At 59.1% G+C, this 23,166-nt stretch carries 24 protein-coding genes; 17 read left to right on the top strand and 7 right to left on the bottom strand.

The window, feature by feature from the left end; all coding sequences use genetic code 11:
* Positions 1–32: 32 nt before the first annotated feature.
* Positions 33–1,274 carry a type II and III secretion system protein family protein gene (locus BK659_RS00305; protein ID WP_123423215.1) on the bottom strand — a complete coding sequence of 414 codons (1,242 nt, stop codon included), beginning with the start codon at positions 1,272–1,274 and terminating at the stop codon, positions 33–35.
* Between the two features lie 959 nt (positions 1,275–2,233).
* On the opposite strand from BK659_RS00305, the gene BK659_RS00295 reads away from it, so the two are divergent.
* The 4 genes from BK659_RS00295 to BK659_RS00280 all read left to right on the top strand — a co-directional run bounded on the left by BK659_RS00295 (position 2,234) and on the right by BK659_RS00280 (position 5,348).
* Positions 2,234–3,013 (top strand): transporter substrate-binding domain-containing protein, encoded by a 780-nt coding sequence (locus tag BK659_RS00295; protein WP_123423214.1) that lies wholly within the window; start codon positions 2,234–2,236, stop codon positions 3,011–3,013.
* 57 nt (positions 3,014–3,070) lie between these two features.
* Positions 3,071–3,799, top strand: a complete 729-nt coding sequence (locus tag BK659_RS00290; protein WP_123423213.1) for an ABC transporter permease — start codon at positions 3,071–3,073, stop codon at positions 3,797–3,799.
* Positions 3,796–4,506 (top strand): ABC transporter permease, encoded by a 711-nt coding sequence (locus BK659_RS00285; RefSeq protein ID WP_019689329.1) that lies wholly within the window; start codon positions 3,796–3,798, stop codon positions 4,504–4,506. Before BK659_RS00290 ends, BK659_RS00285 begins: the two co-directional genes overlap by 4 nt.
* Positions 4,507–4,583: 77 nt before the next feature.
* Entirely contained in the window at positions 4,584–5,348 is a 765-nt protein-coding gene (locus BK659_RS00280) for an ABC transporter ATP-binding protein (RefSeq protein WP_123423212.1), read from the top strand.
* Positions 5,349–5,465: 117 nt separating this feature from the next.
* Here BK659_RS00280 and BK659_RS00275 read toward each other — a convergent pair whose 3' ends face one another.
* The 3 genes from BK659_RS00275 to BK659_RS00265 all read right to left on the bottom strand — a co-directional run bounded on the left by BK659_RS00275 (position 5,466) and on the right by BK659_RS00265 (position 7,607).
* Positions 5,466–6,104, bottom strand: a complete 639-nt coding sequence (locus BK659_RS00275; RefSeq protein WP_123423211.1) for a LysE family translocator — start codon at positions 6,102–6,104, stop codon at positions 5,466–5,468.
* A 1-nt stretch (position 6,105) separates the two neighbouring features.
* On the bottom strand, positions 6,106–6,876 hold the full coding sequence (locus BK659_RS00270) for a 2OG-Fe(II) oxygenase (RefSeq protein WP_123423210.1): 771 nt from the start codon (positions 6,874–6,876) through the stop codon (positions 6,106–6,108).
* A gap of 104 nt (positions 6,877–6,980) precedes the next feature.
* On the bottom strand, positions 6,981–7,607 hold the full coding sequence (locus BK659_RS00265; protein ID WP_123423209.1) for an alanyl-tRNA editing protein: 627 nt from the start codon (positions 7,605–7,607) through the stop codon (positions 6,981–6,983).
* A gap of 90 nt (positions 7,608–7,697) precedes the next feature.
* Between BK659_RS00265 and BK659_RS00260 the strand changes: the two genes are divergently transcribed.
* Entirely contained in the window at positions 7,698–8,696 is a 999-nt protein-coding gene (locus tag BK659_RS00260) for a LysR family transcriptional regulator (RefSeq protein ID WP_123423208.1), read from the top strand.
* 292 nt (positions 8,697–8,988) lie between these two features.
* Here BK659_RS00260 and BK659_RS00255 read toward each other — a convergent pair whose 3' ends face one another.
* Positions 8,989–9,387: a PA2817 family protein gene (locus tag BK659_RS00255; RefSeq protein ID WP_123423207.1), complete on the bottom strand. Its 399-nt coding sequence runs from the start codon at positions 9,385–9,387 to the stop codon at positions 8,989–8,991.
* A gap of 95 nt (positions 9,388–9,482) precedes the next feature.
* On the bottom strand, positions 9,483–11,930 hold the full coding sequence (locus BK659_RS00250) for an acyl-CoA dehydrogenase (protein ID WP_123423206.1): 2,448 nt from the start codon (positions 11,928–11,930) through the stop codon (positions 9,483–9,485).
* A 249-nt stretch (positions 11,931–12,179) separates the two neighbouring features.
* On the opposite strand from BK659_RS00250, the gene BK659_RS00245 reads away from it, so the two are divergent.
* The 4 genes from BK659_RS00245 (at position 12,180) to BK659_RS00230 (ending at position 15,350) form a co-directional block, all read left to right on the top strand.
* Positions 12,180–12,839, top strand: coding sequence for a transglutaminase-like domain-containing protein (locus BK659_RS00245; protein ID WP_123423205.1), 660 nt, complete (start codon positions 12,180–12,182; stop codon positions 12,837–12,839).
* Positions 12,840–12,884: 45 nt separating this feature from the next.
* Positions 12,885–13,508 carry a glutathione S-transferase family protein gene (locus BK659_RS00240; RefSeq protein WP_123423204.1) on the top strand — a complete coding sequence of 208 codons (624 nt, stop codon included), beginning with the start codon at positions 12,885–12,887 and terminating at the stop codon, positions 13,506–13,508.
* A gap of 133 nt (positions 13,509–13,641) precedes the next feature.
* Positions 13,642–14,574, top strand: coding sequence for an ABC transporter ATP-binding protein (locus BK659_RS00235; protein WP_123423203.1), 933 nt, complete (start codon positions 13,642–13,644; stop codon positions 14,572–14,574).
* Positions 14,571–15,350 (top strand): ABC transporter permease, encoded by a 780-nt coding sequence (locus BK659_RS00230; protein WP_019689336.1) that lies wholly within the window; start codon positions 14,571–14,573, stop codon positions 15,348–15,350. The genes BK659_RS00235 and BK659_RS00230 overlap by 4 nt, the downstream gene beginning before the upstream one ends.
* A gap of 170 nt (positions 15,351–15,520) precedes the next feature.
* Here BK659_RS00230 and BK659_RS00225 read toward each other — a convergent pair whose 3' ends face one another.
* Positions 15,521–16,039 (bottom strand): DUF2062 domain-containing protein, encoded by a 519-nt coding sequence (locus tag BK659_RS00225; protein WP_123423202.1) that lies wholly within the window; start codon positions 16,037–16,039, stop codon positions 15,521–15,523.
* A 135-nt stretch (positions 16,040–16,174) separates the two neighbouring features.
* Between BK659_RS00225 and BK659_RS00220 the strand changes: the two genes are divergently transcribed.
* The 8 genes from BK659_RS00220 to murB all read left to right on the top strand — a co-directional run bounded on the left by BK659_RS00220 (position 16,175) and on the right by murB (position 23,053).
* Positions 16,175–18,409, top strand: coding sequence for a DNA internalization-related competence protein ComEC/Rec2 (locus tag BK659_RS00220; RefSeq protein WP_123423201.1), 2,235 nt, complete (start codon positions 16,175–16,177; stop codon positions 18,407–18,409).
* Positions 18,410–18,519: 110 nt separating this feature from the next.
* Positions 18,520–19,155 (top strand): MotA/TolQ/ExbB proton channel family protein, encoded by a 636-nt coding sequence (locus tag BK659_RS00215; RefSeq protein WP_046031667.1) that lies wholly within the window; start codon positions 18,520–18,522, stop codon positions 19,153–19,155.
* A complete protein-coding gene (locus BK659_RS00210; protein WP_123423199.1) occupies positions 19,152–19,580 on the top strand; it encodes an ExbD/TolR family protein in 429 nt (142 codons plus the stop codon). Before BK659_RS00215 ends, BK659_RS00210 begins: the two co-directional genes overlap by 4 nt.
* Positions 19,580–20,590, top strand: a complete 1,011-nt coding sequence (gene lpxK / locus BK659_RS00205) for a tetraacyldisaccharide 4'-kinase (protein WP_123423198.1) — start codon at positions 19,580–19,582, stop codon at positions 20,588–20,590. Before BK659_RS00210 ends, lpxK begins: the two co-directional genes overlap by 1 nt.
* Before the next feature lie 24 nt (positions 20,591–20,614).
* On the top strand, positions 20,615–20,800 hold the full coding sequence (locus BK659_RS00200; RefSeq protein WP_071551147.1) for a Trm112 family protein: 186 nt from the start codon (positions 20,615–20,617) through the stop codon (positions 20,798–20,800).
* On the top strand, positions 20,797–21,573 hold the full coding sequence (gene kdsB / locus BK659_RS00195) for a 3-deoxy-manno-octulosonate cytidylyltransferase (RefSeq protein WP_123423197.1): 777 nt from the start codon (positions 20,797–20,799) through the stop codon (positions 21,571–21,573). The genes BK659_RS00200 and kdsB overlap by 4 nt, the downstream gene beginning before the upstream one ends.
* A complete protein-coding gene (locus BK659_RS00190; protein WP_123423196.1) occupies positions 21,573–22,037 on the top strand; it encodes a low molecular weight protein-tyrosine-phosphatase in 465 nt (154 codons plus the stop codon). Before kdsB ends, BK659_RS00190 begins: the two co-directional genes overlap by 1 nt.
* Entirely contained in the window at positions 22,034–23,053 is a 1,020-nt protein-coding gene (gene murB, locus BK659_RS00185) for a UDP-N-acetylmuramate dehydrogenase (protein ID WP_123423195.1), read from the top strand. Before BK659_RS00190 ends, murB begins: the two co-directional genes overlap by 4 nt.
* Positions 23,054–23,166: the final 113 nt, after the last annotated feature.

Here is a 23,166-nt window from a genome sequence, read left to right as displayed (position 1 = left end):
GTGTCCTCTGGCTACAACACGTTGAACCAGGCTCATTGCGAGAGCCCCATGCGGCTGTCGAAGTCGCCGTTGTCGAGGAAGTACATGCGGTAGAAGTTCGGGTCATAATTGCGCAGTTGTTCGCCAGGCAATGTCGGCAGTTGTGCGTTGACCGCCAGCGGTTGAACCAGGTGCGGAGTGACGATCATCAACAGTTCGCGCTCTTCACGGTTGATGGAGTTATTGCGGAAGAACGCGCCGAGAATCGGGATATCGCCCAGCCCCGGAAACTTGTTCACCTGGGAGCTGTTGCTGGTGCTGATCAGACCGCTGATGACGAAACTTTCGCCATCGGCCAGGGAAATGCTGGTGTCGGTACGGCGCACGGTAAATGCCGGGACCACGGTGCCGGCGATCTGAATGGCCTTGGTGAAGTCCAGCTCGCTGACCTCGGGCGCGACCTTCAGGGCGATGCGGTTTTTCCCGATGATGGTCGGGGTCAGGGTCAGGCGGACACCGAATTCCTTGTACTCGATGGAGATGTTGTCGCTGCCTGAACTGGGCACCGGAATCGGCACTTCACCACCGGCCAGGAAGCTCGCACTCTGTCCGCTGAGGGCCACCAGGCTCGGCCGCGCCAGGGTGTAGGCAAAGCCACTGCCTTCCAGCGCATTGATCATCCCCAGCACATTACCGCCGCCAAAGCCGATATTGAACGTGCCGTTATTCAGCGGGATGTTTGGCGCCAGATTACCAATATGGCCGGGGGTCACAGTCACCCCGGGCACAGACCCTGGCGAGCCGAACAGAAAATTACCGCTCTTGCCGAAGATCGACGTGCTGGCTTCTTTCAATTTGGTGCGGCTGACTTCGACGAAGCGAATGTCGGTCTGCACCTGGCTCGGCAGCAGCGGGTCTTCAGAAGGCACCGTCGACACGCTGGTCAGTGCTGCGGTGGCCCTGCCCTTGACGAATACCATGCTTTGGCGCGGCGTGGGTGAACAGGCGGTCCAGACCATCAGGCTGGTGGCGCCGGGAGCTACACCCGTGAGTATGAAGGAGTTGCTGCTACTGGTTTGCACATCGGCAACTTTCGGGTCGCCGACTGCCAACTGCTTGATCGGGACTGGCATGCGCAACTCATCCTGAAGTCCCTGACCGACCTCGAACACGGCGGGCAGATTTGCCAGTTGCGAGCAATTGTTCGCCGCGGCCTGAGCTGCGTCCACTCCAAGGCCCATCCACAACAGACCATGGATAATTCGTTTGAAAGCGGGCACGGTACGATAGCTCATTAAGTGCATCCTCGCTGAATAGGCCATCTACGGGCTGACCTGGTTGCCTTGGATCGCTTCAAGGGGCCCGGGCCGGCCCTCCACTTCGCCAGACCACTAACCATTAATGGTCCCGGCAATATTCCTTGGTGCTGCGCGCGAGCAGGCGCAATACGCAGGTCTTTGACCTGCGAGCGACCTACGCTAAAACTGTCGTCAGTGATCCAGATACCTGGGCTCAGGACACGCGAGGTTTTTTTGCCAACCTTGTCTGGCTCGGACAGGCTACCGACCAGAGCAATAGGCACAGGCTCGACAGCAGCAGTGGTTATAGAAAGCACTGTCAGCCGACGCGGTTCCCCCAATAAGTAACCGGCAATCAAGGCACAAAGCAGAAAAACGCCAGCCAGGATCATGGTGAGGTAACTCCTTGTGCCAATCCGCTATCTGATCGCTGAACAAAACGTGGACAACTCACGCCGGTATAACTTTTCCTTGTTTGAAAGTAGTTCAACCAAGGCAAAGCGCCATGAATTAGAAGAAAAACCTCAGTGAAAATGTGCGCGCGTTGCTATTTTTCGAACCGTGCACTTACCTGCGAGCTGGCCCCGCGACGGGGTATTTCCGCACGTAATGCGTCCTTTCAAATTGTTACCGGATGCACCAACACGACACAAAACGCGGCTCAGGTAACAGTCGCGAACGCGGCTCGACAGCCCTCGAGAATTTTTTTGTCATCGCCAAAGCCCCGTTCCAGAGGCCTTCCTGTTGCTTTAAAAGCTTTCTTCAGCTCCCGTTCAGCGAGTTGGCTGGTTGATTGCATATGCTTGTATGTACAAGTAAATGTGTGTGCGTGGGAGTCGCCGGCAGGCGTTGACGCGCAGCATTGCTTTGAGGTTCAGGTTCACAGCGTCACACGCATTCCAGTAACAGCACCCATGCGCCATAAGCGCCCGTAGTGGTTTTAGGAATTGATAATAATGAAAAGAACATTGCTGACCCTTTCTGCTTTGACCTTGTGCATGGCCGCAGGTGTAGCCACGGCCAAAGAGTACAAAGAGCTGCGTTTTGGCGTTGATCCTTCTTACGCACCGTTCGAGTCCAAAGCGGCTGACGGTAGCCTGGTGGGCTTCGATATCGATCTGGGCAACGCGATCTGCGCCGAGCTGAAGGTCAAGTGCAAATGGGTCGAGAGCGATTTCGACGGCACGATTCCAGGCCTGAAGGCCAACAAGTTCGACGGCGTGATCTCTTCCATGACCGTGACTCCAGCCCGTGAGAAAGTCATCGACTTCTCCAGCGAACTGTTCTCCGGCCCGACCGCGCTGGTCTACAAGAAAGGCTCCAGCGTTTCTGACGTGGCCTCGCTCAAGGGCAAAAAAGTCGGCTACGAGCAAGGCACCATCCAGGAAGCCTACGCCAAGGCCGTACTGGACAAGGCCGGGGTAGAAACCAAGGCCTACGCCAACCAGGACCAGGTTTACGCTGACTTGATGTCCGGTCGCCTCGACGCCACGATCCAGGACATGCTGCAAGCCAAGCTGAGCTTTTTGAAGTCGCCGCAAGGGGCTGATTTCGAGGTCAGCCAACCGATCGACAGCGAGTTGTTGCCCGCTAAAACAGCGGTGGGTATCGCCAAAGGCAACACCGAGCTCAAGGCCCTTCTCGATAAAGGCATCAAGGCGATCCACGATGACGGCACCTACGACTCGATCCAGAAGAAACACTTCGGTGATCTGAGTCTCTACAGCGGCAAGTAAGGCCCCGGTGCCCGTCCTCGGGACGGGCGCTTTTTTATCGCTATAGGTTCCTGAATTATGTTCGAAGCACTTTTGCAGACACTCGGGCTCTCCGCATTCAGCTTGAAGGGGTTCGGCCCCCTGTTGCTGGAAGGCTCCTGGATGACCGTTAAGTTATCGATACTGTCGCTGTTGTTGAGCGTTCTGCTCGGCCTGATCGGCGCCAGTGCCAAACTCTCCAGCGTCAAACTGTTGCGGATTCCGGCCCAGCTCTACACCACGCTGATTCGCGGCGTGCCGGACCTGGTGCTGATGCTGCTGATTTTCTACAGCCTGCAAACCTGGTTGACCAGTTTCACCGAGGCGCTGGGCTGGGAATACATCGAGATCAATCCGTTCGCCGCCGGGATCATCACCCTGGGTTTCATCTACGGCGCGTACTTCACCGAGACCTTTCGCGGCGCGATCCTCGCGGTGCCTCGTGGGCAGATGGAAGCGGCCACGGCCTACGGCTTGAGCCGTGCTCAGCGCTTTCGCTACGTGGTGTTCCCGCAAATGATGCGCTTCGCCCTGCCAGGCATCGGCAACAACTGGATGGTGATCCTCAAGGCCACCGCGCTGGTGTCGATCATCGGCCTCGCCGATCTGGTCAAGGCCGCGCAGGACGCCGGTAAAAGCTCCTATCAACTGTTCTTTTTTCTGGTGTTGGCCGCGCTGATCTACCTGGTGATCACCAGTGCGTCGAACTATGTCCTGCGCTGGCTCGAACGGCATTACGCGGCAGGTTCCCGGGAGGCTGTACGATGATTGAATTACTGCAGGACTACTGGAAGCCCTTCCTCTATAGCGACGGCTACCACATCACCGGCCTGGCCATGACCCTGTGGTTGCTCAGCGCCTCGATTTTCATCGGTTTCCTGGTGTCGGTTCCACTGTCGATTGCCCGGGTTTCCAACAAGCTCTACGTGCGCTGGCCGGTGCAGTTCTACACCTACCTGTTTCGCGGCACGCCGCTGTATATCCAGTTGCTGATCTGCTACACCGGGATCTACAGCCTGGCCGCGGTCCGTGCGCAACCGGTGCTCGATGCGTTCTTTCGCGATGCGATGAACTGCACCATCCTCGCGTTTGCCCTGAATACCTGCGCCTACACCACGGAGATTTTCGCCGGGGCGATTCGCAGCATGAACCACGGCGAAGTCGAAGCCGCCAAAGCCTACGGCCTGACGGGCTGGAAGCTCTATGCCTACGTGATCATGCCGTCGGCCCTGCGTCGCTCGTTGCCGTACTACAGCAACGAAGTGATCCTCATGCTGCACTCGACCACCGTGGCCTTCACCGCCACCGTCCCGGACATTTTGAAAGTGGCGCGGGATGCCAACTCGGCGACCTTTTTGACCTTTCAATCGTTCGGTATTACCGCGCTGATCTACCTGTTGGTCACCTTTGCGCTGGTCGGTCTGTTCCGCATTGCCGAACGTCGTTGGCTGGCCTTTCTCGGCCCGGCTCACTAATCAGGCCACGGGCTTTGTCGCCGCTTGCGACGTCTACGCAGCGGCGACCCATTTTCCCTTAGAGGATGATTGCGCACATGTACAAATTGACTGTTGAAGAACTACACAAGAGTTACGGTAGCCACGAAGTGCTCAAGGGTGTTTCCCTGAAGGCCAAAACCGGTGACGTGATCAGCCTGATCGGCGCCAGCGGCTCGGGAAAAAGTACCTTTTTGCGCTGCATCAACTTTCTCGAAACACCGAACGACGGCGCCATGAGCCTGGACGGCAAGCAGATTCGCATGGTCAAAGATCACCATGGCATGCGCGTGGCCGACGATGCCGAACTGCAACGACTGCGCACCCGTTTGGCGATGGTGTTCCAGCACTTCAACCTGTGGGGCCACATGACCGTGCTGGAAAACATCACCATGGCTCCGCGCCGGGTGCTGGGTGTCAGCAAGAAAGACGCAGAAGATCGTGCCCGTCGTTATCTGGACAAGGTCGGCCTGCCGGCTCGCGTGGCGGATCAGTACCCGGCGTTCCTGTCGGGTGGCCAGCAACAGCGTGTCGCTATTGCTCGCGCATTGGCAATGGAGCCGGAAGTCATGTTGTTCGACGAACCGACCTCGGCGCTGGACCCGGAACTGGTGGGCGAAGTGCTCAAGGTAATCCAGGGCCTGGCCGAAGAAGGCCGGACCATGATCATGGTGACTCACGAAATGAGCTTCGCCCGTAAAGTGTCGAATCAGGTGCTGTTTCTGCATCAGGGGCGAGTGGAGGAAGAGGGCGCGCCAGAGGACGTGCTGGGCAACCCGAAGAGCGAGCGTTTGCAGCAGTTTCTCAGTGGCAATCTGAAGTAACCCCCAGAACCCTGTAGGAGCTGCCGCAGGCTGCGATCTTTTGACTGCTCTGGAAATGCCCACGAGCGAAGATCAAAAGATCGCAGCCTGCGGCAGCTCCTACAGGGCGGGCACGGCTCACATCGACAGAATCAAGCGTCCGGCAAACAGAATCAGGATCACTCCCATGGTTCGTTCGAACCAATGGCCCATGCGCATGAACAGCAGTCGCACCCGAGCGCTGGAAAAGAACAGCGCAACGATCACGAACCACAAGGCGTTTACAAAACACATCCACAGCCCGTACAGCGCCTGAATCTGCAGCGGTGTCGAGGCGCTGATAATGGTGGTGAAGATCGCCAGAAAAAACAGCGTGGCTTTGGGGTTGGTGGCGTTGGTCAGAAACCCCGTGGTGAATGCCTTGAACAACGTCTGTTGTTCAGTTGACTTGTCTGCAACTTTGTCGCCTTCAATCGCCGATTTGGGTTTGCTGCGCAGCAGGCTCACGCCGAGGTAAAGAATGTAGGCTCCCCCCACGACTTTCGCCACGGTCAGTAACCAGGGGGTGGTGTGCATCAGTGCACCGACCCCAAGCAAGGTGTACAGCACATGCACCGAAATGCCCGCGCCAATGCCGAGTGCGGTGCATATCCCGACCAGACGCCCGAAGCGCACACTCTGGCGAATAGTCACTGCAAAGTCAGGTCCCGGCGCGACGACGGCGAGAAAGTGGATCGTCGCCAGTGCAAGGAATTCGCCTAGGTAGTTCGAAAGCATTTCAACTCCAGAAAGTAAGGGGTGAGGCATTGCCGCGATAGCCGACAAAAAACGACAGACTCAATCGCGGATCGGCCACACCAGGGGTTACCGAGTGCATGCACCGCGAATTGAACATGATGAAATCGCCGGGCTCCGGGCGGATTTCCAATGTGGGAGGGCCGAGCAGGGCGGGGTCGATACCGTAGCTGTCGCCGCGCATTTCATCGAACTGGTCCGGCGAAATGTCGTGATCCCACATTTGCAGGGCACCGCCTTCGGTTGGCATGTTCAGGTAAACGTTGCAGGCGAATTGAGCCTCCAGACTCTTGGCCTGAAAGCTGTCGGGCGCGTCCTTGGCGAAAATGTCGTGATGGGCGAGAAAGCACACACCGGGTTTGACCACGCGAGACAGGCCGACGTACATCTTGCGGCCGTAGAGGTTTTCCAGGTGAGCGCCCGCTGGCCAGGACTCGTCGAGCATGCAGCGCAGGGTGTCGACAGGTGAGGAGTAGGGCGCGCAGCGGGCCCGCAGCTCGGCGATGTTGGAGGTGGCTCGTTCGAAATAGTCTTCGATCAGCAGGGGCTGGTTTTCCGCTTCGTAGAACGCCATGCCGATGCGACCGATGCTGGGAGCGTTGATGTAGCCCTCGAAGCCGGGGGCGAGAATCTTGTCGCCGATCTGGATGGCGAGCGGCTCTGCGATAAAGTTCTTTAGCCGAATGGCGAGTACTTCTTCGTTGGCCAGCTTTTGTATGCACGTCTCATCGAGACGCTCGACGTCAAGCATCATGTCTTAGATCCATCTATCAGATTGTCGTCGAGCCCGCGAGCGCAGGCTCCCCAGGCTTCAGGCGATGACGTGGGTCCGGTGTCGGAGCGGCATCGCCGAAGGGTTCAGTCCACGGTGTAGCGAACTGAGAGCGTGCCCTTCTTCTGCGAGAGGGATGCGATCGTAACCGTGCCTAATTCCTGTAGGCGCCGTACATGAGTACCGCCGCAGCCGTAGGCGGGCAACTCGCCGAAACCGATTTCCCGCGCGCCTTCACGCAGCGAAGTCAGGCGTGGCAGGTCGTCGGCAATCCACTGCGCGAGGGTGTTTTGAATAACCTCGGCGTCGAGTTCCTGTGGCGTTTCCCCTGGTTGGAACGTAACCCGGCCTTCGCCTGGCCAGTGGTGCGCCTTGATCGGCGTCCAGCCCCGGGTCTCGGCGAAGTGACCGATCAGGTGGCCGGCAGAATGCAAACGGCTGTTGAGCTGGCGGCGTTGCTCGTCGACCTTGATCGAGGTCATCCCCAGTTTTACCGGCTGGTCGACGTAATGGACGATCCGCTCCGGTTCCTGGACTACCCGCAGCACCTGGCTTTCGCCGATCCAGCCGGTATCACAGGGCTGACCACCGCCCTGCGGGTGAAACAATGTGGCGCGTAGCACCACGGCGAATTCGTTCTCACAGGGCGTGCAACCCAGGACTTCCACATTGGCCTTGAGGTCATCACTATGGAAAAAGAGGCGAAGCGTCATATTCCATGCCCTTATTAAAGTTTCTATTTTTATTATATGAAGGCCGGAATTGCGTGATAATCCATTCAAACATCAAAGGACTGTTGCGCTGTGAGCATAAATCTACCGCTGCCGTTGCTGGGTGAAATGGCGATTTTCGTCAAGGTTGTCGAGACCGGTAGTTTCTCTGAAGCTGCCCGACAGCTGGGGTCTTCGCCTTCGGCGATAAGTCGCAGCATCTCGCGCCTGGAGAAGGCGCTGGCCACTCGGCTATTGCAGCGGACCACGCGCAAGTTGCGTCTGAGCGACGGTGGCGAAGAGGTGTTCAAGCGTTGCCAGGAAATGGTCAGTGCCGCCCGCTCGGTGATGGAAATCAGCGGCCAGTTCACCCATGAGGCCGAGGGGTTGATACGGGTCAGCGTGCCGAAGGCCGTGGGACGATTCGTGATTCATCCGCATATGCCGGAATTTCTTCGGCGTTATCCCAAAGTCGATGTAGAGCTGCTGCTTGAGGATCGTCAGGTCGACCTGATCGACGATCATGTCGATCTGGCGATTCGTATCACGGATCGACCGCCGGCCGGGCTGGTCGGCCGGCAGCTGCTGACCATCGATCATTTGCTCTGCGCGACCCCGCAATACCTGGCAGAGCACGGTACCCCGACTCATCCCCATGACCTGCTGAATCACAGCTGTATCTATCTGGGCGAAACACCAAGCGATGCGCGCTGGAAGTTCAAGAAAGGCACCAAAGCAGTGACCGTCGGTGTCCGCGGCCGGTATGCCGCCAACCACACGGGCGTGCGGCTGGGGGCGGTTTTGCAGCACATCGGGATTGGCAGTTTGCCGTATTTCACGGCACGTTATGCGCTTGAACAAGGGTTGATCGTGCAAGTCCTGCCGGACTGGACTTTTCTCGCGTCTTATCACGGCGGCGCCTGGCTACTGCATTCACCGACACGCTATCTTCCGCCCAAGCTTCGAGTGTTTATCGATTACCTGGTGGAGTGCCTGGAGAAAGAGCCGACGCTGAGCAAGCACAGCAAGTTGAGTGTTTCCAGCAAGGCTGTGCTGGCGTATGAATTGCCGGAAAGCGATGGTTTTTTTTAGTGCGGCGTATCTGTCCGAACAAGCAAAAAGGCCTGCCGGTTAAACCGTGCGAGCCTTTATAAGTATCGACACATTTTTTTGCTTTAACGCCCGTAGCAGCTGTCGAGCCTGCGAGGCTGCGTTCGGCTGCGCAGCAGTCGTGAGATCAGGCAACGCATTCTTTCAGGCTTAACCGCGTACGCAGGATTTGCGAGGACTTCGTCCTCGAACGCAGCCTCGCAGGCTCGACAGCTGCTACGAGTTCAGCCCTGGACCGTATTTCAAAGTTGTGTAGTTACTTTGTGGATTGGGATCAGTGCTTGCTGTCCTGGTTGGACAGGGTCAGCAGTTGTTTTTCCTGGTTCCAGTCGAACGGTTCGTCATTTTGCTCGGCTTCGAAGCGACGTTCTTCAAGGGCTTGATACAGGTCGATTTCATCATCAGGCATGTAATGCAGGCAGTCGCCAGCGAAGTACCACAGCAGGTCGCGCGGAACCAGATGGGCAATTTGCGGATAACGGGTGATGACCTGACAAAGAATGTCCTGACCCAGGTATTGGCTTTCGATCGGATCGATGGGTAGCGACGCGCGCAGTTCGTCGAAGCGCTCCAGGAACAAGGCATGACTTTCGTCTGGAACCTGCTCGGCTTCACCGACAGCGACCAGGATACTGCGCAGGAGGTCGAGCTGGACGAGAATTTGGTCGAGCATAACGGGAGTCCTCTAGAACTAAAGCAAAACGGGCGCTGGAGTATATAGCTCCAGCGCCCGCTTTTCATCATTGACCCGCCGGACGAACCGCCGCGTTAACGGGTCTTGCCCTCAGCCAGCTGAAGCTGCTCCCTGGAAAAGTCATCGACGTCGATCACTTTGCGCCGTGCGGCTTCGGCCTCATGCAAGGTATAGGCTTCTGCAGCTTGCAGCACACCGGCCTCCAGGGCGGCGTCGATGACGTGCTCCCCGGCACTCGGTTTGAACTGCCCGCTCTTGAGCGCAATGTGCATTTTTTTCTGCAACGGTTGTGCAGCGCTCAGCAGGTTGCAGGCATGTTGCAGGGCGCCGACCGGGTCATCGACCGATTGCGGGCGATAGCACCCCCCCAGCAACTCTTCAAGCGTCGGGTCGCCTTTGGCCCGGCCAATCACCGCAGCCACTTCGGCACCGAGTTTATCCGACGGCCCTTTGTGACGACGACCGAACGGGAACACGATCACCCGCAACAGGCAACCCAGCACCTTGCTCGGGAAGTTGCTCAGTAGTTCATCCAGTGCTCGTTCCGACTGGCCGAGACTCTCTTCCATGGCCCAGGCGAACAGCGGCGTCATGTGCTCCGGCGAGTCGAGGTCGTGGTAACGCTTGAGGGCGGCGGAGGCCAGGTACAGGTTGCTCAGTACATCGCCGAGTCGGGCCGACAGGCGTTCGCGACGTTTCAGTTCACCGCCCAGCAGCATCATGCTCAGGTCAGCGAGCAGGGCGAATGCCGCGGCCTGACGGTTGAGGGCACGGAAGTAGCCCTGACTGAGTTTGTCCCCAGGTACATGTTCGAAGTGCCCGAAGCCGAGGTTCAGCACCAGGGTGCTGGCGGCGTTGCTCACGGCGAAACCGATGTGCTTGAGCAGCAGGCCGTCGAATTCCTTCAGTGCCTGGTCCTTGTCTTCACGGCCAGCGAGGGCCATTTCCTTGAGCACAAACGGATGGCAACGGATCGCGCCCTGACCAAAGATCATCAGGTTGCGTGAAAGGATGTTCGCGCCTTCCACCGTGATGAAGATCGGAGCACCTTGCCAGCTGCGCCCGAGGTAATTATTGGGCCCCATGATGATCGCCTTGCCGCCATGCACATCCATGGCGTGGCTGATGCATTCGCGACCGCGTTCGGTGAGGTGATACTTGAGAATCGCCGAGAGCACCGAAGGTTTTTCGCCAAGATCCACCGCGTTGGCGGTAAGCATCCGCGCGGCGTCCATCATCCAGGCGTTGCCGCCGATACGCGCCATGGCTTCCTGAATCCCTTCGAAGGCAGATAGCGGTACGTTGAATTGTTCGCGAACCTGAGCGTACTGGCCGGTCACCAGACTGGTGAACTTGGCCGCGCCAGTGCCGACTGCCGGCAGCGAAATCGAACGTCCGACCGACAGGCAATTCATCAGCATCATCCAGCCTTTGCCGAGCATTTCCTGGCCGCCGATGAGGAAGTCCAGCGGCACGAATACGTCCTTGCCGGAGTTCGGGCCGTTCATGAACGCGGCGCCGAGGGGCAGGTGGCGGCGACCTATTTCGACCCCGGCGGTGTCGGTAGGGATCAATGCGAGGCTGATGCCAAGGTCTTCCTCGTCCCCCAGCAGATGGTCCGGGTCATAGGCCTTGAACGCCAGGCCGAGCAGGGTGGCGACCGGGCCCAGGGTGATGTAGCGTTTTTCCCAGTTCAGCCGAAGGCCCAGGGTTTCCTGGCCTTCCCATTCACCTTTGCAGATCACCCCGGTGTCGGGCATGGCGCCCGCATCGGAGCCGGCCAGCGGGCCGGTCAACGCGAAGCACGGGATATCGTCGCCACGCGCCAGGCGGGGCAGGTAATGGTTGCGCTGTTCATCGGTGCCGTAATGCAGCAACAGTTCGGCCGGGCCGAGGGAGTTGGGCACCATCACGGTGGAGGCCAGGTCGCCGCTGCGGGTCGCCAGTTTCATTGCGACTTGTGAGTGGGCATAGGCAGAAAACCCCTTGCCACCAAACTCCTTGGGAATGATCAGGGCAAAAAAACCATTTTGCTTGATGTGCGTCCAGGCCTCGGCCGGCAAGTCCATCGCCTGGCCGATCTGCCAGTCGCTGACCATGGCGCAGAGTTCTTCGGTCGGGCCGTCGATGAATGCCTGTTCTTCTTCGCTCAACTGCGCTTTGGGATAGGACAGCAGTTTGTTCCAGTCCGGACGACCGCTGAACAGCTCGCCATCCCACCAGACGGTGCCGGCATCAATGGCATCGCGTTCGGTTTGTGACATCGGCGGCAGGGTTTTCTGGAACCAGTTGAACAATGGCGCACTGAAATATTTGCGTCGCAGCTCGGGCAGCAGCAGGGGAACTGCCACGGCGGCCAGCACGATCCAGAAAATCAGCATCAACCAGCCTCGAGCATGGCTGAAGACACCCATCGCCAGCAGGTAGACAGCCACGATACCCAGGACGGGCAGGGGCGCAATGCGGCGGTGAGCCAGCCAGGCAATCCCGACCACCAGAACCAGTATCCACAACAGCAGCATATTCAATCCTCCGTGAAACCAGGGTCAAAACCACCTTCAGAGCTTAGACGGCATCTGTAAAACAGGGTGGTCAGAGCAATGTGTTTGAAATCGTGGGAAACAGCGGTGATTTTCGTGAGTGATAACGCTGACGAACGCCGTAAAAAAGCTTCGCTGAGCGTGCGACAAGCTCTGATGTTTGGCCGAAACGTCGTTATCTCTGTGCTAGGTCTGTCGCTAGACTCGTGGCTTCCCCAGGAGATTGTTCTCATGCACGAGTATCTGAGTCCCGGCCGCTTCATCGATAGTGACCACCCGGCGGTGGTGGAGTTCGCTGAACAGCATCGCGGCAACAGCCGTGATCCGGTCGAGCAGGCGGTGAGTCTGTACTACGCCGTGCGTGAAGCGGTGCGTTACAACCCTTACACCTTCAGCCGTGATCCCGCGACCTTGCGCGGCAGTTATGCGCTGGCCACTGGCGAGAGTTACTGCGTGCCCAAGGCCACGTTGCTGGCCGGTTGTGCGCGGCACTGTGGAATCGCGGCGCGGATCGGGTTGGCGGATGTGCGCAATCACCTGTCGACCCCGCGCTTGATCGAGTTGCTCAAGAGCGACGTGTTCGCCATGCACGGTTACACCGAGTTGTATTTGCAGGGTCGCTGGGTCAAGGCCACGCCGGCGTTCAACCAGAAACTCTGTGAGTTGTTCGATGTGCCGGCGCTGGAGTTCGACGGGGTCAACGACAGTGTGTTTCACCCGTTCAATCGCCAGGGGCAGCAGTCGATGGAGTACCTGGTCGATCACGGCCAGTTCGCCGATGTACCCGAAGCGTTCTTCTTCGAGTACCTGGAAAAACTCTACCCGCATTTGTTCGGTGAGCTGTCGCCAGCCCTGTTGGGCGACATCCAGAGCGATTTGAGTCACGGCTGATCCGGGGCGTAGACTGCTCCGGCATTCATCCATTGAGGAGCGGTCATGCTGAAGATCTGGGGTCGGAAAAATTCGTCGAATGTCAGAAAGGCCCTGTGGTGCGCCGAGGAACTCGGGCTGAGCTACGAAACGCAGGATGCGGGCGGGGCGTTTGGTGTGGTCGACACGCCAGAATACCGGGCGATGAACCCCAATGGCCGCATCCCGGTGATCGAAGACGACGGTTTTGTGCTGTGGGAATCCAATACCATCGTGCGTTACCTGGCCGCCCGTCACGCTGCTGATTCGAACTGGTATCCGGCCGATGTGCAGGCCCGGGCAGCCGCTGAAAAGTGGATGGACTGGACCACTTCGTCGTTTGCCGAACCGTTCCGCCAGGTATTCTGGGGCGTATTGCGTACTCCGGCAGATCAGCAGGATTGGGTCGCGATCAACGCGGCGCAGAAAGTCTGCGAACAATTGTTGTCGATGGTCGATCAGGCATTGGCGCAGAAGCCGTATTTGTCGGGCGACGAGATCGGTGTGGGCGACATTCCTCTGGGCAGCTTCATCTATGCCTGGTTCGAGATGCCCATCGAGCGAGCGCCAATGCCTCATCTGCAAGCCTGGTATGCGCGTCTCAAGCAACGTCCGGCTTATCAAAAAGCGGTCATGACCGCGTTGACTTAATACTGACTATCAACACACGTGACTGTACTTGTGCTGCGTCGCCAAGCACCATTGCGTTTATGCGCCGCGGTTGCATTGATCGCCGCTTGCTCTTATTTATTCCTGACTTCCCTTCTTGGTGCGTAAATCCGATATGAGTTCTGCTCTGTCCATCCGGCAGCTAACCAAAACCTACGGCAACGGTTTCCAGGCCTTGAGTGGTATCGATCTGGATGTCGCCGAAGGTGACTTTTTTGCCTTGCTCGGCCCCAACGGCGCCGGCAAATCCACGACCATCGGCATTCTCTCGACCCTGGTGAACAAGACCAGCGGAACGGTGAATATCTTTGGCCATGACCTGGACCGCAACCCTGCCGCGCTCAAGCGCTGTATCGGTGTGGTGCCGCAGGAATTCAATTTCAACCAGTTTGAAAAGACCTTCGACATTGTCGTGACTCAAGCCGGTTACTACGGTATCCCGCCCAAAGTCGCCAAGGAACGCGCCGAGCAATACCTGACCCAGCTCGGCCTGTGGGACAAGCGCGATGTGCCGTCGCGTTCACTGTCGGGTGGCATGAAGCGTCGTCTGATGATCGCGCGTGCGTTGGTGCATGAACCGCGTCTGTTGATCCTCGACGAACCGACTGCCGGCGTGGACATCGAACTGCGTCGCTCGATGTGGACCTTCCTCACCGAGCTGAACCAGAAAGGCATCACCATCATCCTCACCACGCATTACCTGGAAGAGGCTGAGCAGTTGTGCCGCAACATCGGCATCATCGACCACGGCACCATCGTCGAAAACACCAGCATGCGTAACCTGCTCAGCCAGCTGCATGTCGAGACGTTCCTGCTGGACCTGAAGCACGACATGACGGTCGCGCCGCAACTGAACGGCTATCCGACCCGCCTGCTCGACAGCCATACACTGGAAGTCCAGGTCGATAAGGCCGTCGGCATCACCGCGTTGTTCAGTCAGTTGGCCATGCAGAACATCGAAGTGCTGAGCCTGCGCAACAAAACCAATCGCCTCGAGGAGCTGTTCGTGTCTCTGGTGGAGAAAAATCTGGCGAAGGTGGCCGTATGAGTTCCGAACTGAAACCCAACCTCGTCGCGCTCAATACCATCGTTTACCGTGAAGTCCGGCGCTTTACCCGGATCTGGCCGCAAACCCTGCTGCCGCCGGCGATCACCATGGTTCTGTACTTCGTGATCTTCGGCAATCTGATTGGCCGGCAAATCGGTGATATGGGTGGCTTCACCTATATGGAATACATCGTGCCGGGTCTGATCATGATGTCGGTGATCACCAACGCCTACGGCAATGTGGTCTCGAGCTTCTTCGGCAGCAAATTCCAGCGCTCGATCGAGGAGTTGATGGTTTCACCGGTTTCGCCGCACACCATTCTGATCGGCTACACCGTGGGCGGGGTGCTGCGCGGTTTGGCAGTGGGCGTGATCGTGACGCTGCTTTCGCTGTTCTTCACTCACCTGCAAGTGCACCATTTGGGGATTACCCTGCTGGTGGTGTTGCTGACGGCTACGATTTTCTCGCTGCTGGGTTTCATCAACGCAGTGTTCGCGCGCAACTTCGACGACATCTCGATTATCCCGACGTTCGTGCTGACACCGTTGACCTACCTGGGCGGGGTGTTCTACTCGATCAGCCTGCTGCCACCGTTCTGGCAGACCGTGTCACTGGCCAACCCGGTGCTGCACATGGTCAACGCTTTCCGTTACGGCATCCTCGGCGTCTCGGACATCAAGATCAGCATCGCCATTACCTTCATGCTGGTGGCGACCGTGGTGTTGTACATCGGTTGCGCGCGGTTGCTGGTCAGCGGTCGCGGAATGCGCACATAAGGGGCGACCGCGCCGCCTGCCATCGCGAGCAGGCTCGCTCCCACACTGGATTGGTGTTCCCACATAATTTGTGATCGACACAGAGCCTATGTGGGAGCGAGCCTGCTCGCGATGGCGTCAGCCCAGACACAGCAATAAAAACGGCCTCCACTCAGGAGGCCGTTTTGCATTCAGAGCATCCGGTTTTGCCTGCGCCGCTTCCATTGTCGACCCACCCACCAGCGCCAGTAGGTCATGGTCAGGCAGTAGGCCAGCGCGCCGAGCACCAGCCCGGCCACCACCGAGCCCAGTAGAAACGGTTGCCAAAGGGTCGACAGCTCACCGCTGATCCATTCCCAGGTCAGCTCATCCGGCAAGCTGCGGGCGGGGACATCCATCAGCCAGGCGCCGGTCTGATAGGTGCAGTAAAACACCACGGGCATGGTGATTGGGTTGGTCAGCCAGACCAGACTCACCGCGATCGGAATATTGCCTCGCACCCAAATGGCGAGCATTGCCGCCACCAGCATTTGCAACGGAATCGGTAGAAACGCGGCGAACACTCCAATCGCCATGGCGCGCGCAACCGAATGCCGATTGAGGTGCCAGAGGTTCGGGTCGTGCAGCAGCGTGCCGAGAAAGCGTAAGGATTTGTGTTCCCGAATGCTGGTCGGGTCTGGCATGTAACGTTTGAATAAGCGCCGGGGCATAAGGCTTCTCGGTCGGTTCAAGCGGCAAGTATGCCCGGATTCTACTGAGCGCCAGTTCAGACTTTGTGACAATTAATAAACGCGGACTTTGGTAACTCGGCTAATCCAAGAGGAGGGACTCTCAAGGACAGGCTAATGCGCACAGGGATGTTGGCGCTCGCGTTGGGTCTGTTGGCCTTGCGTTTTTTACCGGTGTTGCCACCGGTCGGGTTACTGCTGTTATTACCCGTACTGGCATTGATGCTGTTGCCGTTTCGCACGTATCCACTGGCGTTTTTTCTGTTCGGTTTCAGCTGGGCGTGTGCCAGTGCGCACTGGGCTTTGGCAGATCGTTTGGCGCCGGACCTCGACGGGCAAACCCGCTGGGTCGAAGGACGAGTCGTCGGCTTGCCGCAGAACGCGCAAGGCGTGGCGCGTTTCGAATTGGCCGATGGCGCGGCGCGGCGCACACAATTGCCGAGGCTGATGCGGTTGGCCTGGTACGGTGGGCCGACCGTCAGCAGCGGTGAGCGCTGGCGACTGGCGGTGAAATTGAAGCGCCCCACGGGCCTGCTCAATCCGCAGGCCTTTGATTACGACGCCTGGCTGTTGGCGCAACGCATTGGCGCGACGGGAAGCGTCAAGGACGGACAATTGCTCCGACCCGCACAGGGGGCTTGGCGTGATGCTATTCGTCAGCGCTTGCTGGCGGTTGATGCCCAGGGTCGTGCGGGGGCGTTGGCCGCATTGGTGTTGGGCGACGGATCCGGATTGAGCAGCGAAGACTGGCGTGTATTGCAAGACACCGGCACCGTGCATTTGCTGGTGATCTCCGGGCAGCACATCGGTTTGCTGGCCGGGATGGTTTACCTGCTGATTGCCGGATTGGCGCGTTATGGCCTGTGGCCGCAAAGATTACCCTGGTTGCCCTGGGCCTGCGGCATGGCATTCGCGGCGGCGCTCGGTTATGGACTGCTGGCGGGGTTTGAGGTGCCGGTGCGCAGAGCCTGCGTGATGATCGGTCTGGTGTTGTTATGGCGCCTGCGGTTTCGCCATCTGGGTGCCTGGTGGCCATTGCTGTTGGCGTTGAATGCAGTGCTATTGCTTGAGCCGCTGGCCAGTTTGCAACCGGGGTTCTGGTTGTCGTTTGCGGCCGTGGCGGTGCTGGTTTTCACCTTCGGCGGCCGCCTGGGCGCCTGGCGCTGGTGGCAAACCTGGACGCGCGCGCAATGGCTGATCGCAATTGGCTTGTGTCCGTTGCTGCTGATACTCGGTTTGCCCATCAGTCTCAGTGGCCCGTTGACCAATCTGCTGGCCGTGCCGTGGATCAGCCTGGTGGTGTTGCCCCCGGCCTTGCTGGGGACGTTGCTGTTGCCGCTGCCTTATGTCGGTGAGGGGCTGTTGTGGCTGGCCGGTGGCTTGCTCGATGTTCTGTTCAACGGCCTGGCGTTGGTGGCTGGGCAGATACCGGCATGGGTTGCACCGGCGATTCCGCTCTGGGCCTGGGGGATAAGTGCTTTCGGCGCTTTTCTGCTGTTGCTGCCCAAAGGCTTGCCCATGCGGGTGTTGGGCTGGCCGATGTTGCTGTTGATGGTGTTCCCGCCACTCAGAACCGTGCCTGAGGGTATGGCCGAAATCTGGCAGCTGGACGTCGGGCAAGGCCTGGCCATAGTGGTCCGCACGCGTCATCACACGTTGCTCTACGACGCCGGTCCGCGTTTCGGTGATTTTGACTTGGGTGAGCGGGTGGTATTGCCGTCGTTGCGCAAGCTAGGAGTGCGCACGCTGGATGTGATGCTGATCAGTCACGCCGATGCCGATCACGCCGGTGGTGCGCGCTCGGTTTCAAACGGATTGCCGGTGACGCGGGTGCTCAGCGGTGATCCTCAAGCGCTGCCGGCCGAGTTGCATGCGCACGCCTGTGAGAGCGGTCAACGCTGGGAGTGGGACGGTGTGGGTTTTATGCTTTGGCAATGGTCCGAGGCGAGCGAAAGCAACCAGAAGTCCTGCGTCCTGCAAGTCGAAGCCAATGGTGAACGCTTGCTGCTGACCGGCGACATTGATGCCCGCGCCGAGCAGGCGTTGCTGGAGAGTCCGCTGGCTGTCTCAACCGACTGGCTACAGGCGCCGCATCACGGTAGTCGCAGTTCGTCGTCGATGGTCTTTCTCACGGCGCTGGCCCCCAAAGCCGTATTGATTTCTCGCGGGCACGACAATTCGTTCGGTCATCCCCATCCTCAAGTGCTGGCGCGTTATCGCAGGTTGGGCATGCAGGTCTATGACAGCGCCGAACAGGGCGCCTTGCGTTTGCGTCTGGGGGCGTTCGAGGCGCCCGAATCATTGCGTCAGCAATCACGTTTCTGGCGTGACCCGCCGCCCGTCAGCCAATAGCCGCCAGTCATCGGCGCGGCGCGCCATGCGACACACGGTCTGTGGCGTGCCGGGTCGCTCTGTCGAGTCTGTATGTTAAAGTGGCGGACTTTTTCGAGGGGACTGTCACTGTGTGGGAATTGGTCAAATCCGGCGGCTGGATGATGCTGCCGATCATTCTGAGTTCCATCGCGGCAATGGCGATCGTTGCTGAACGTCTCTGGACCTTGCGAGCCAGCCGTGTAACCCCGGAGCATTTGCTCGGGCAGGTCTGGGTCTGGATCAAGGACAAGCAACTCAATAAGGAAAAACTCAAGGAACTGCGCGCCAACTCGCCGTTGGGCGAGATCCTTGCGGCGGGCCTGGCCAACTCCAAGCATGGTCGCGAGATCATGAAAGAGTGCATCGAAGAAGCCGCTGCCCGGGTGATCCACGAGCTGGAGCGCTACATCAACGCGCTGGGCACCATCGCCGCCATGGCGCCGTTGCTGGGGCTGCTCGGCACGGTGTTGGGCATGATCGATATCTTCAGTTCGTTCATGGGCACGGGCATGACCACCAACGCCGCGGTGCTGGCCGGGGGTATTTCCAAAGCCTTGATCACCACGGCTTCGGGCCTGATCGTCGGTATCCCGTCGGTGTTCTTCCACCGGTTCCTGCAACGGCGCATCGATGAACTCGTCGTGGGCATGGAGCAGGAAGCCATCAAGTTGGTTGAAGTGGTGCAGGGCGACCGTGACGTTGATCTGGCTGAGGGCAAAGCGTGAAGTTTCGCCGCAAGCAACGGGAGAACGTGGACATCAACCTCGTGTCGCTGATTGACGTGGTGTTTGTCCTGCTGCTGTTTTTCGTTGTGACCACCACCTTTACCCGTGAAACCCAGTTGCGCGTCGACCTGCCGGAGGCTGTCAGCGGATCGCCTGCTGAAGACCAGCAGACCAAGCAGTTGGACATCGCCATCAGCGCCGACGGGGTGTTTTCGGTCAACAACCAATTGTTGCCGAAGAACGATCTGGCCAGCCTGATCGACGCCTTGACGAAAGAATCGAATGGCGACACCCACTTGCCGCTGTCCATCAGCGCCGATGGCAAAACCCAGCATCAGGCCGTCATCACCGCAATGGATGCCGCGGGCAAGCTGGGTTTCACGCACTTGCGCATGACCACCGTTGAGGCGGCGCCGAAGCCCTGATGGCCATGTCCGATCGTTTGCTCGCCGCCTGGTACGCCGGTCATCCGGCGCTGAAGCTTTTGCAGCCACTGGAGTGGCTGTACCGGCGCGTGGTCACGGCCAAGCGCGAACGGTTTCTGGCAGGCCAAGGCGAGATCTACCAGCCACCAGTGCCGCTGATCGTCGTCGGCAACATTACTGTCGGCGGCACCGGCAAGACGCCGTTGATTCTGTGGATGATCGAGCACTGCCAACGCAGTGGCCTGCGGGTGGGCGTGGTCAGTCGCGGTTATGGCGCCAAACCGGCGCAATTGCCCTGGCGGGTCGAAGCCGATCAGAGCGCAGCCGTCGCTGGCGATGAACCGCTGTTGATCGTCCAGCGCACCGGTGTGCCGTTGATGATCGATCCGGATCGCAGTCGCGCCGTGCAGGCACTGCTGGCCGCTGAACCGCTGGATCTGATCCTGTCTGACGATGGCATGCAGCATTACCGTCTGGCGCGCGATCTTGAGTTGGTGCTGATCGATGCCGCCCGTGGACTGGGCAATAAACGCTGTCTGCCGGCAGGCCCTCTGCGTGAGCCGGTCGAACGCCTGCAAAGCGTCGATGCGCTGCTCTACAACGGTGCCTCGGTAGATCGTGAAGACGGCTTTGCCTTCCTGCTGCAACCGACCGCGCTGGTCAACCTGCTGACTGGCGAACGCCGCTCGCTTGAGCATTTCCCTGCCGGTCAGGTCCTGCACGCGGTGGCCGGAATCGGTAATCCGCAACGTTTCTTCAATACCCTTGAAACGCTACACTGGCAGCCTGTTGCACATGCTTTTGCCGACCACGCCGAGTACAGCGCGGCGGCCTTGAATTTCACGCCATCACTGCCGTTGGTGATGACCGAGAAGGATGCGGTGAAATGCCGACCCTTCGCGGCCGCCGACTGGTGGTATCTGGCGGTCGATGCTGCGCCATCACCGGCCTTTGTGGCCTGGTTCGATACGCAGTTGATGCGGCTGTTGCCCGCGCGTCTTTTGCCTTAAAACGCTTTTTTCCAGGGAATGCTCATGGACACCAAATTGCTCGACATCCTCGCTTGCCCGATCTGCAAAGGTCCGCTCAAGCTCAGCGCTGATAAAACCGAGCTGATCAGCAAAGGCGCCGGTCTGGCTTATCCGATTCGTGATGGCATTCCGGTGATGCTCGAAAGCGAAGCGCGCACCCTGACGGCCGACGAGCGTCTGGATAAATGAGCACTGCCTTCACCGTCGTGATTCCGTCGCGTTTTGCTTCCACCCGTCTGCCGGGCAAACCCCTGCAAATGATTGCCGGCAAGCCGATGATCCAGCACGTTTGGGAACAGGCGAGCAAAAGCAGCGCGCAACGGGTGGTCGTCGCCACTGACGATGCGCGCATCGTCGAGGCCTGCAAGGCATTTGGCGCTGAAGTGGTGATGACTCGCGAGGACCACAACTCCGGCACCGATCGTCTGGCTGAAGTCGCTGCCCAACTGGGCCTGGCGCCGGACGCTATCGTGGTCAACGTGCAAGGCGACGAGCCGTTGATTCCGCCGAGCGTGATCGATCAGGTTGCAGCCAACCTCGCGGCCCATACCGAAGCGCGTATGGCGACCTTGGCCGAGCCGATCGAAGACGTTGAGACCCTGTTCAACCCGAACGTGGTCAAGGTTGTCAGCGACCTGAATGGTCTGGCGCTGACCTTCAGTCGTGCGACCTTGCCGTGGGCGCGGGACGATTTCGCCAAGAGCCGCGAGCAATTGCCGGCTGCATTGCCGGAGAAGGTTCCTTACCGCCGCCACATCGGCATCTATGCCTACCGCGCTGGTTTCCTGCATGACTTCGTCAGCTGGGGCCCGTGCTGGCTGGAAAACACCGAGTGTCTGGAACAACTGCGTGCGCTTTGGCACGGTGTGCGGATTCACGTCGCCGATGCGCTGATTGCACCGCCGCCGGGTGTCGACACGGCAGAAGACCTCGAGCGCGTTCGTCGCCTGCTGGAGGCCTGATGCGGGTTTTGTTCGTCTGCCTGGGCAACATCTGCCGTTCACCCACGGCTGAAGGTGTGCTGCGGCACAAACTGCGTGAAGCCGGTTTGACCGACCAGGTCGAAGTGGCTTCTGCGGGCACCGGTGACTGGCACGTCGGCAAGGCGCCGGACAAACGCAGCCAGGCCGCAGCCCTGCGCCGTGGTTATGACCTGTCCGCGCAGCGTGCCCGGCAGGTCACACGCGCCGACTTTTCCAGCTACGACCTGATCCTGGCCATGGACCACAGCAACCTGCGCAACCTCAAGGCGTTGCAACCGGCGAAGGGCAGGGCAGAGCTGGACTTGTTTCTGCGTCGCTATGAATCGAGCGTGGATGAAGTGCCGGATCCTTATTACGACGGCGATCAAGGCTTCGAGCAGGTGCTTGACCTGATCGAGCGCGCCAGTGATTTGCTGGTGATTGAATTGAAGGGACGTTTATGACTTTGCACCTGCAATCGCAGGTTTCGCTGAAGCCGTTCAACAGCTTTGGCGTGGACGTGCGTGCGCAATTGTTTGCGCAAGCGCACAGCGACGCCGATGTGCGCGAGGCGCTGGCTTATTCGGCAGCGCACGACGTGCCGCTGCTGGTAATCGGCGGTGGCAGCAACCTGTTGCTGACCGCAGATATTCCAGCGCTGGTGCTGCGCATGGCCACCCGTGGTATCCGCGTATTGAGCGACAACGGCAGTCAGGTGGTGATCGAAGCCGAGGCCGGCGAAATCTGGCACCCGTTCGTGCAGTGGACCCTGGCGCAGGGCCTGTCGGGCCTTGAGAACCTCAGCCTGATCCCCGGCACGGTCGGTGCCGCGCCGATGCAGAATATCGGTGCCTATGGGGTCGAGATCAAGGATGTGTTCGCCGGGCTGACCGCGCTGGACCGCCAGACCGGTGAGCTGCGCGATTTCACCCTGGCCGAGTGCAACTTTGCCTACCGTGACAGCCTGTTCAAGCAGCAGGTCGGTCGCTGGTTGATCCTGCGAGTGCGATTTGCGCTGGATCGTGTCGAGCATTTGCATTTGGAATACGGTCCGGTTCGTCAGCGTTTGACCGAGCAAGGCATCGATCATCCGACCGCAACCGATGTCAGTCAGGCGATTTGCAGCATTCGCAACGAGAAACTCCCCGACCCGGCAGTGCTCGGGAATGCCGGCAGCTTCTTCAAGAACCCGTTGGTGTCGGCGGTGCTGGCGGATGAAATCCGGCTTGCCCACCCGGGCCTGGTCGGTTATCCGCAAGCAGACGGCCGGGTCAAGCTGGCGGCCGGCTGGTTGATCGAACAGGCAGGCTGGAAAGGCTTTCGTGACGGCGACGCCGGCGTGCATCGCTTGCAGTCGCTGGTACTGGTCAACTACGGCACGGCCACCGGGCTTGAACTGCTCAAGCTGGCACAGCGGATCCAGAGAGACATCGCCGAACGCTTCCATGTCGAGCTGGAAATGGAGCCGAATCAGTATTGAGCTACGCTTGATCGCTGAATTCAGAGCCCTGCACACCTACCTTGGTTGCAGGGCTTTTTTGTTAATGCTGAGTTAACTTAGCCTCCTAACGATGCAGCTATTTGTTGCATAAC

This window comes from Pseudomonas brassicacearum, from assembly GCF_003732225.1.
In the GTDB taxonomy this organism is placed as follows: domain Bacteria; phylum Pseudomonadota; class Gammaproteobacteria; order Pseudomonadales; family Pseudomonadaceae; genus Aquipseudomonas; species Aquipseudomonas brassicacearum_E.
The sequence above is the reverse complement of the archived record's forward strand: the minus strand, read 5'-3'. Positions and strand labels throughout refer to the sequence as shown.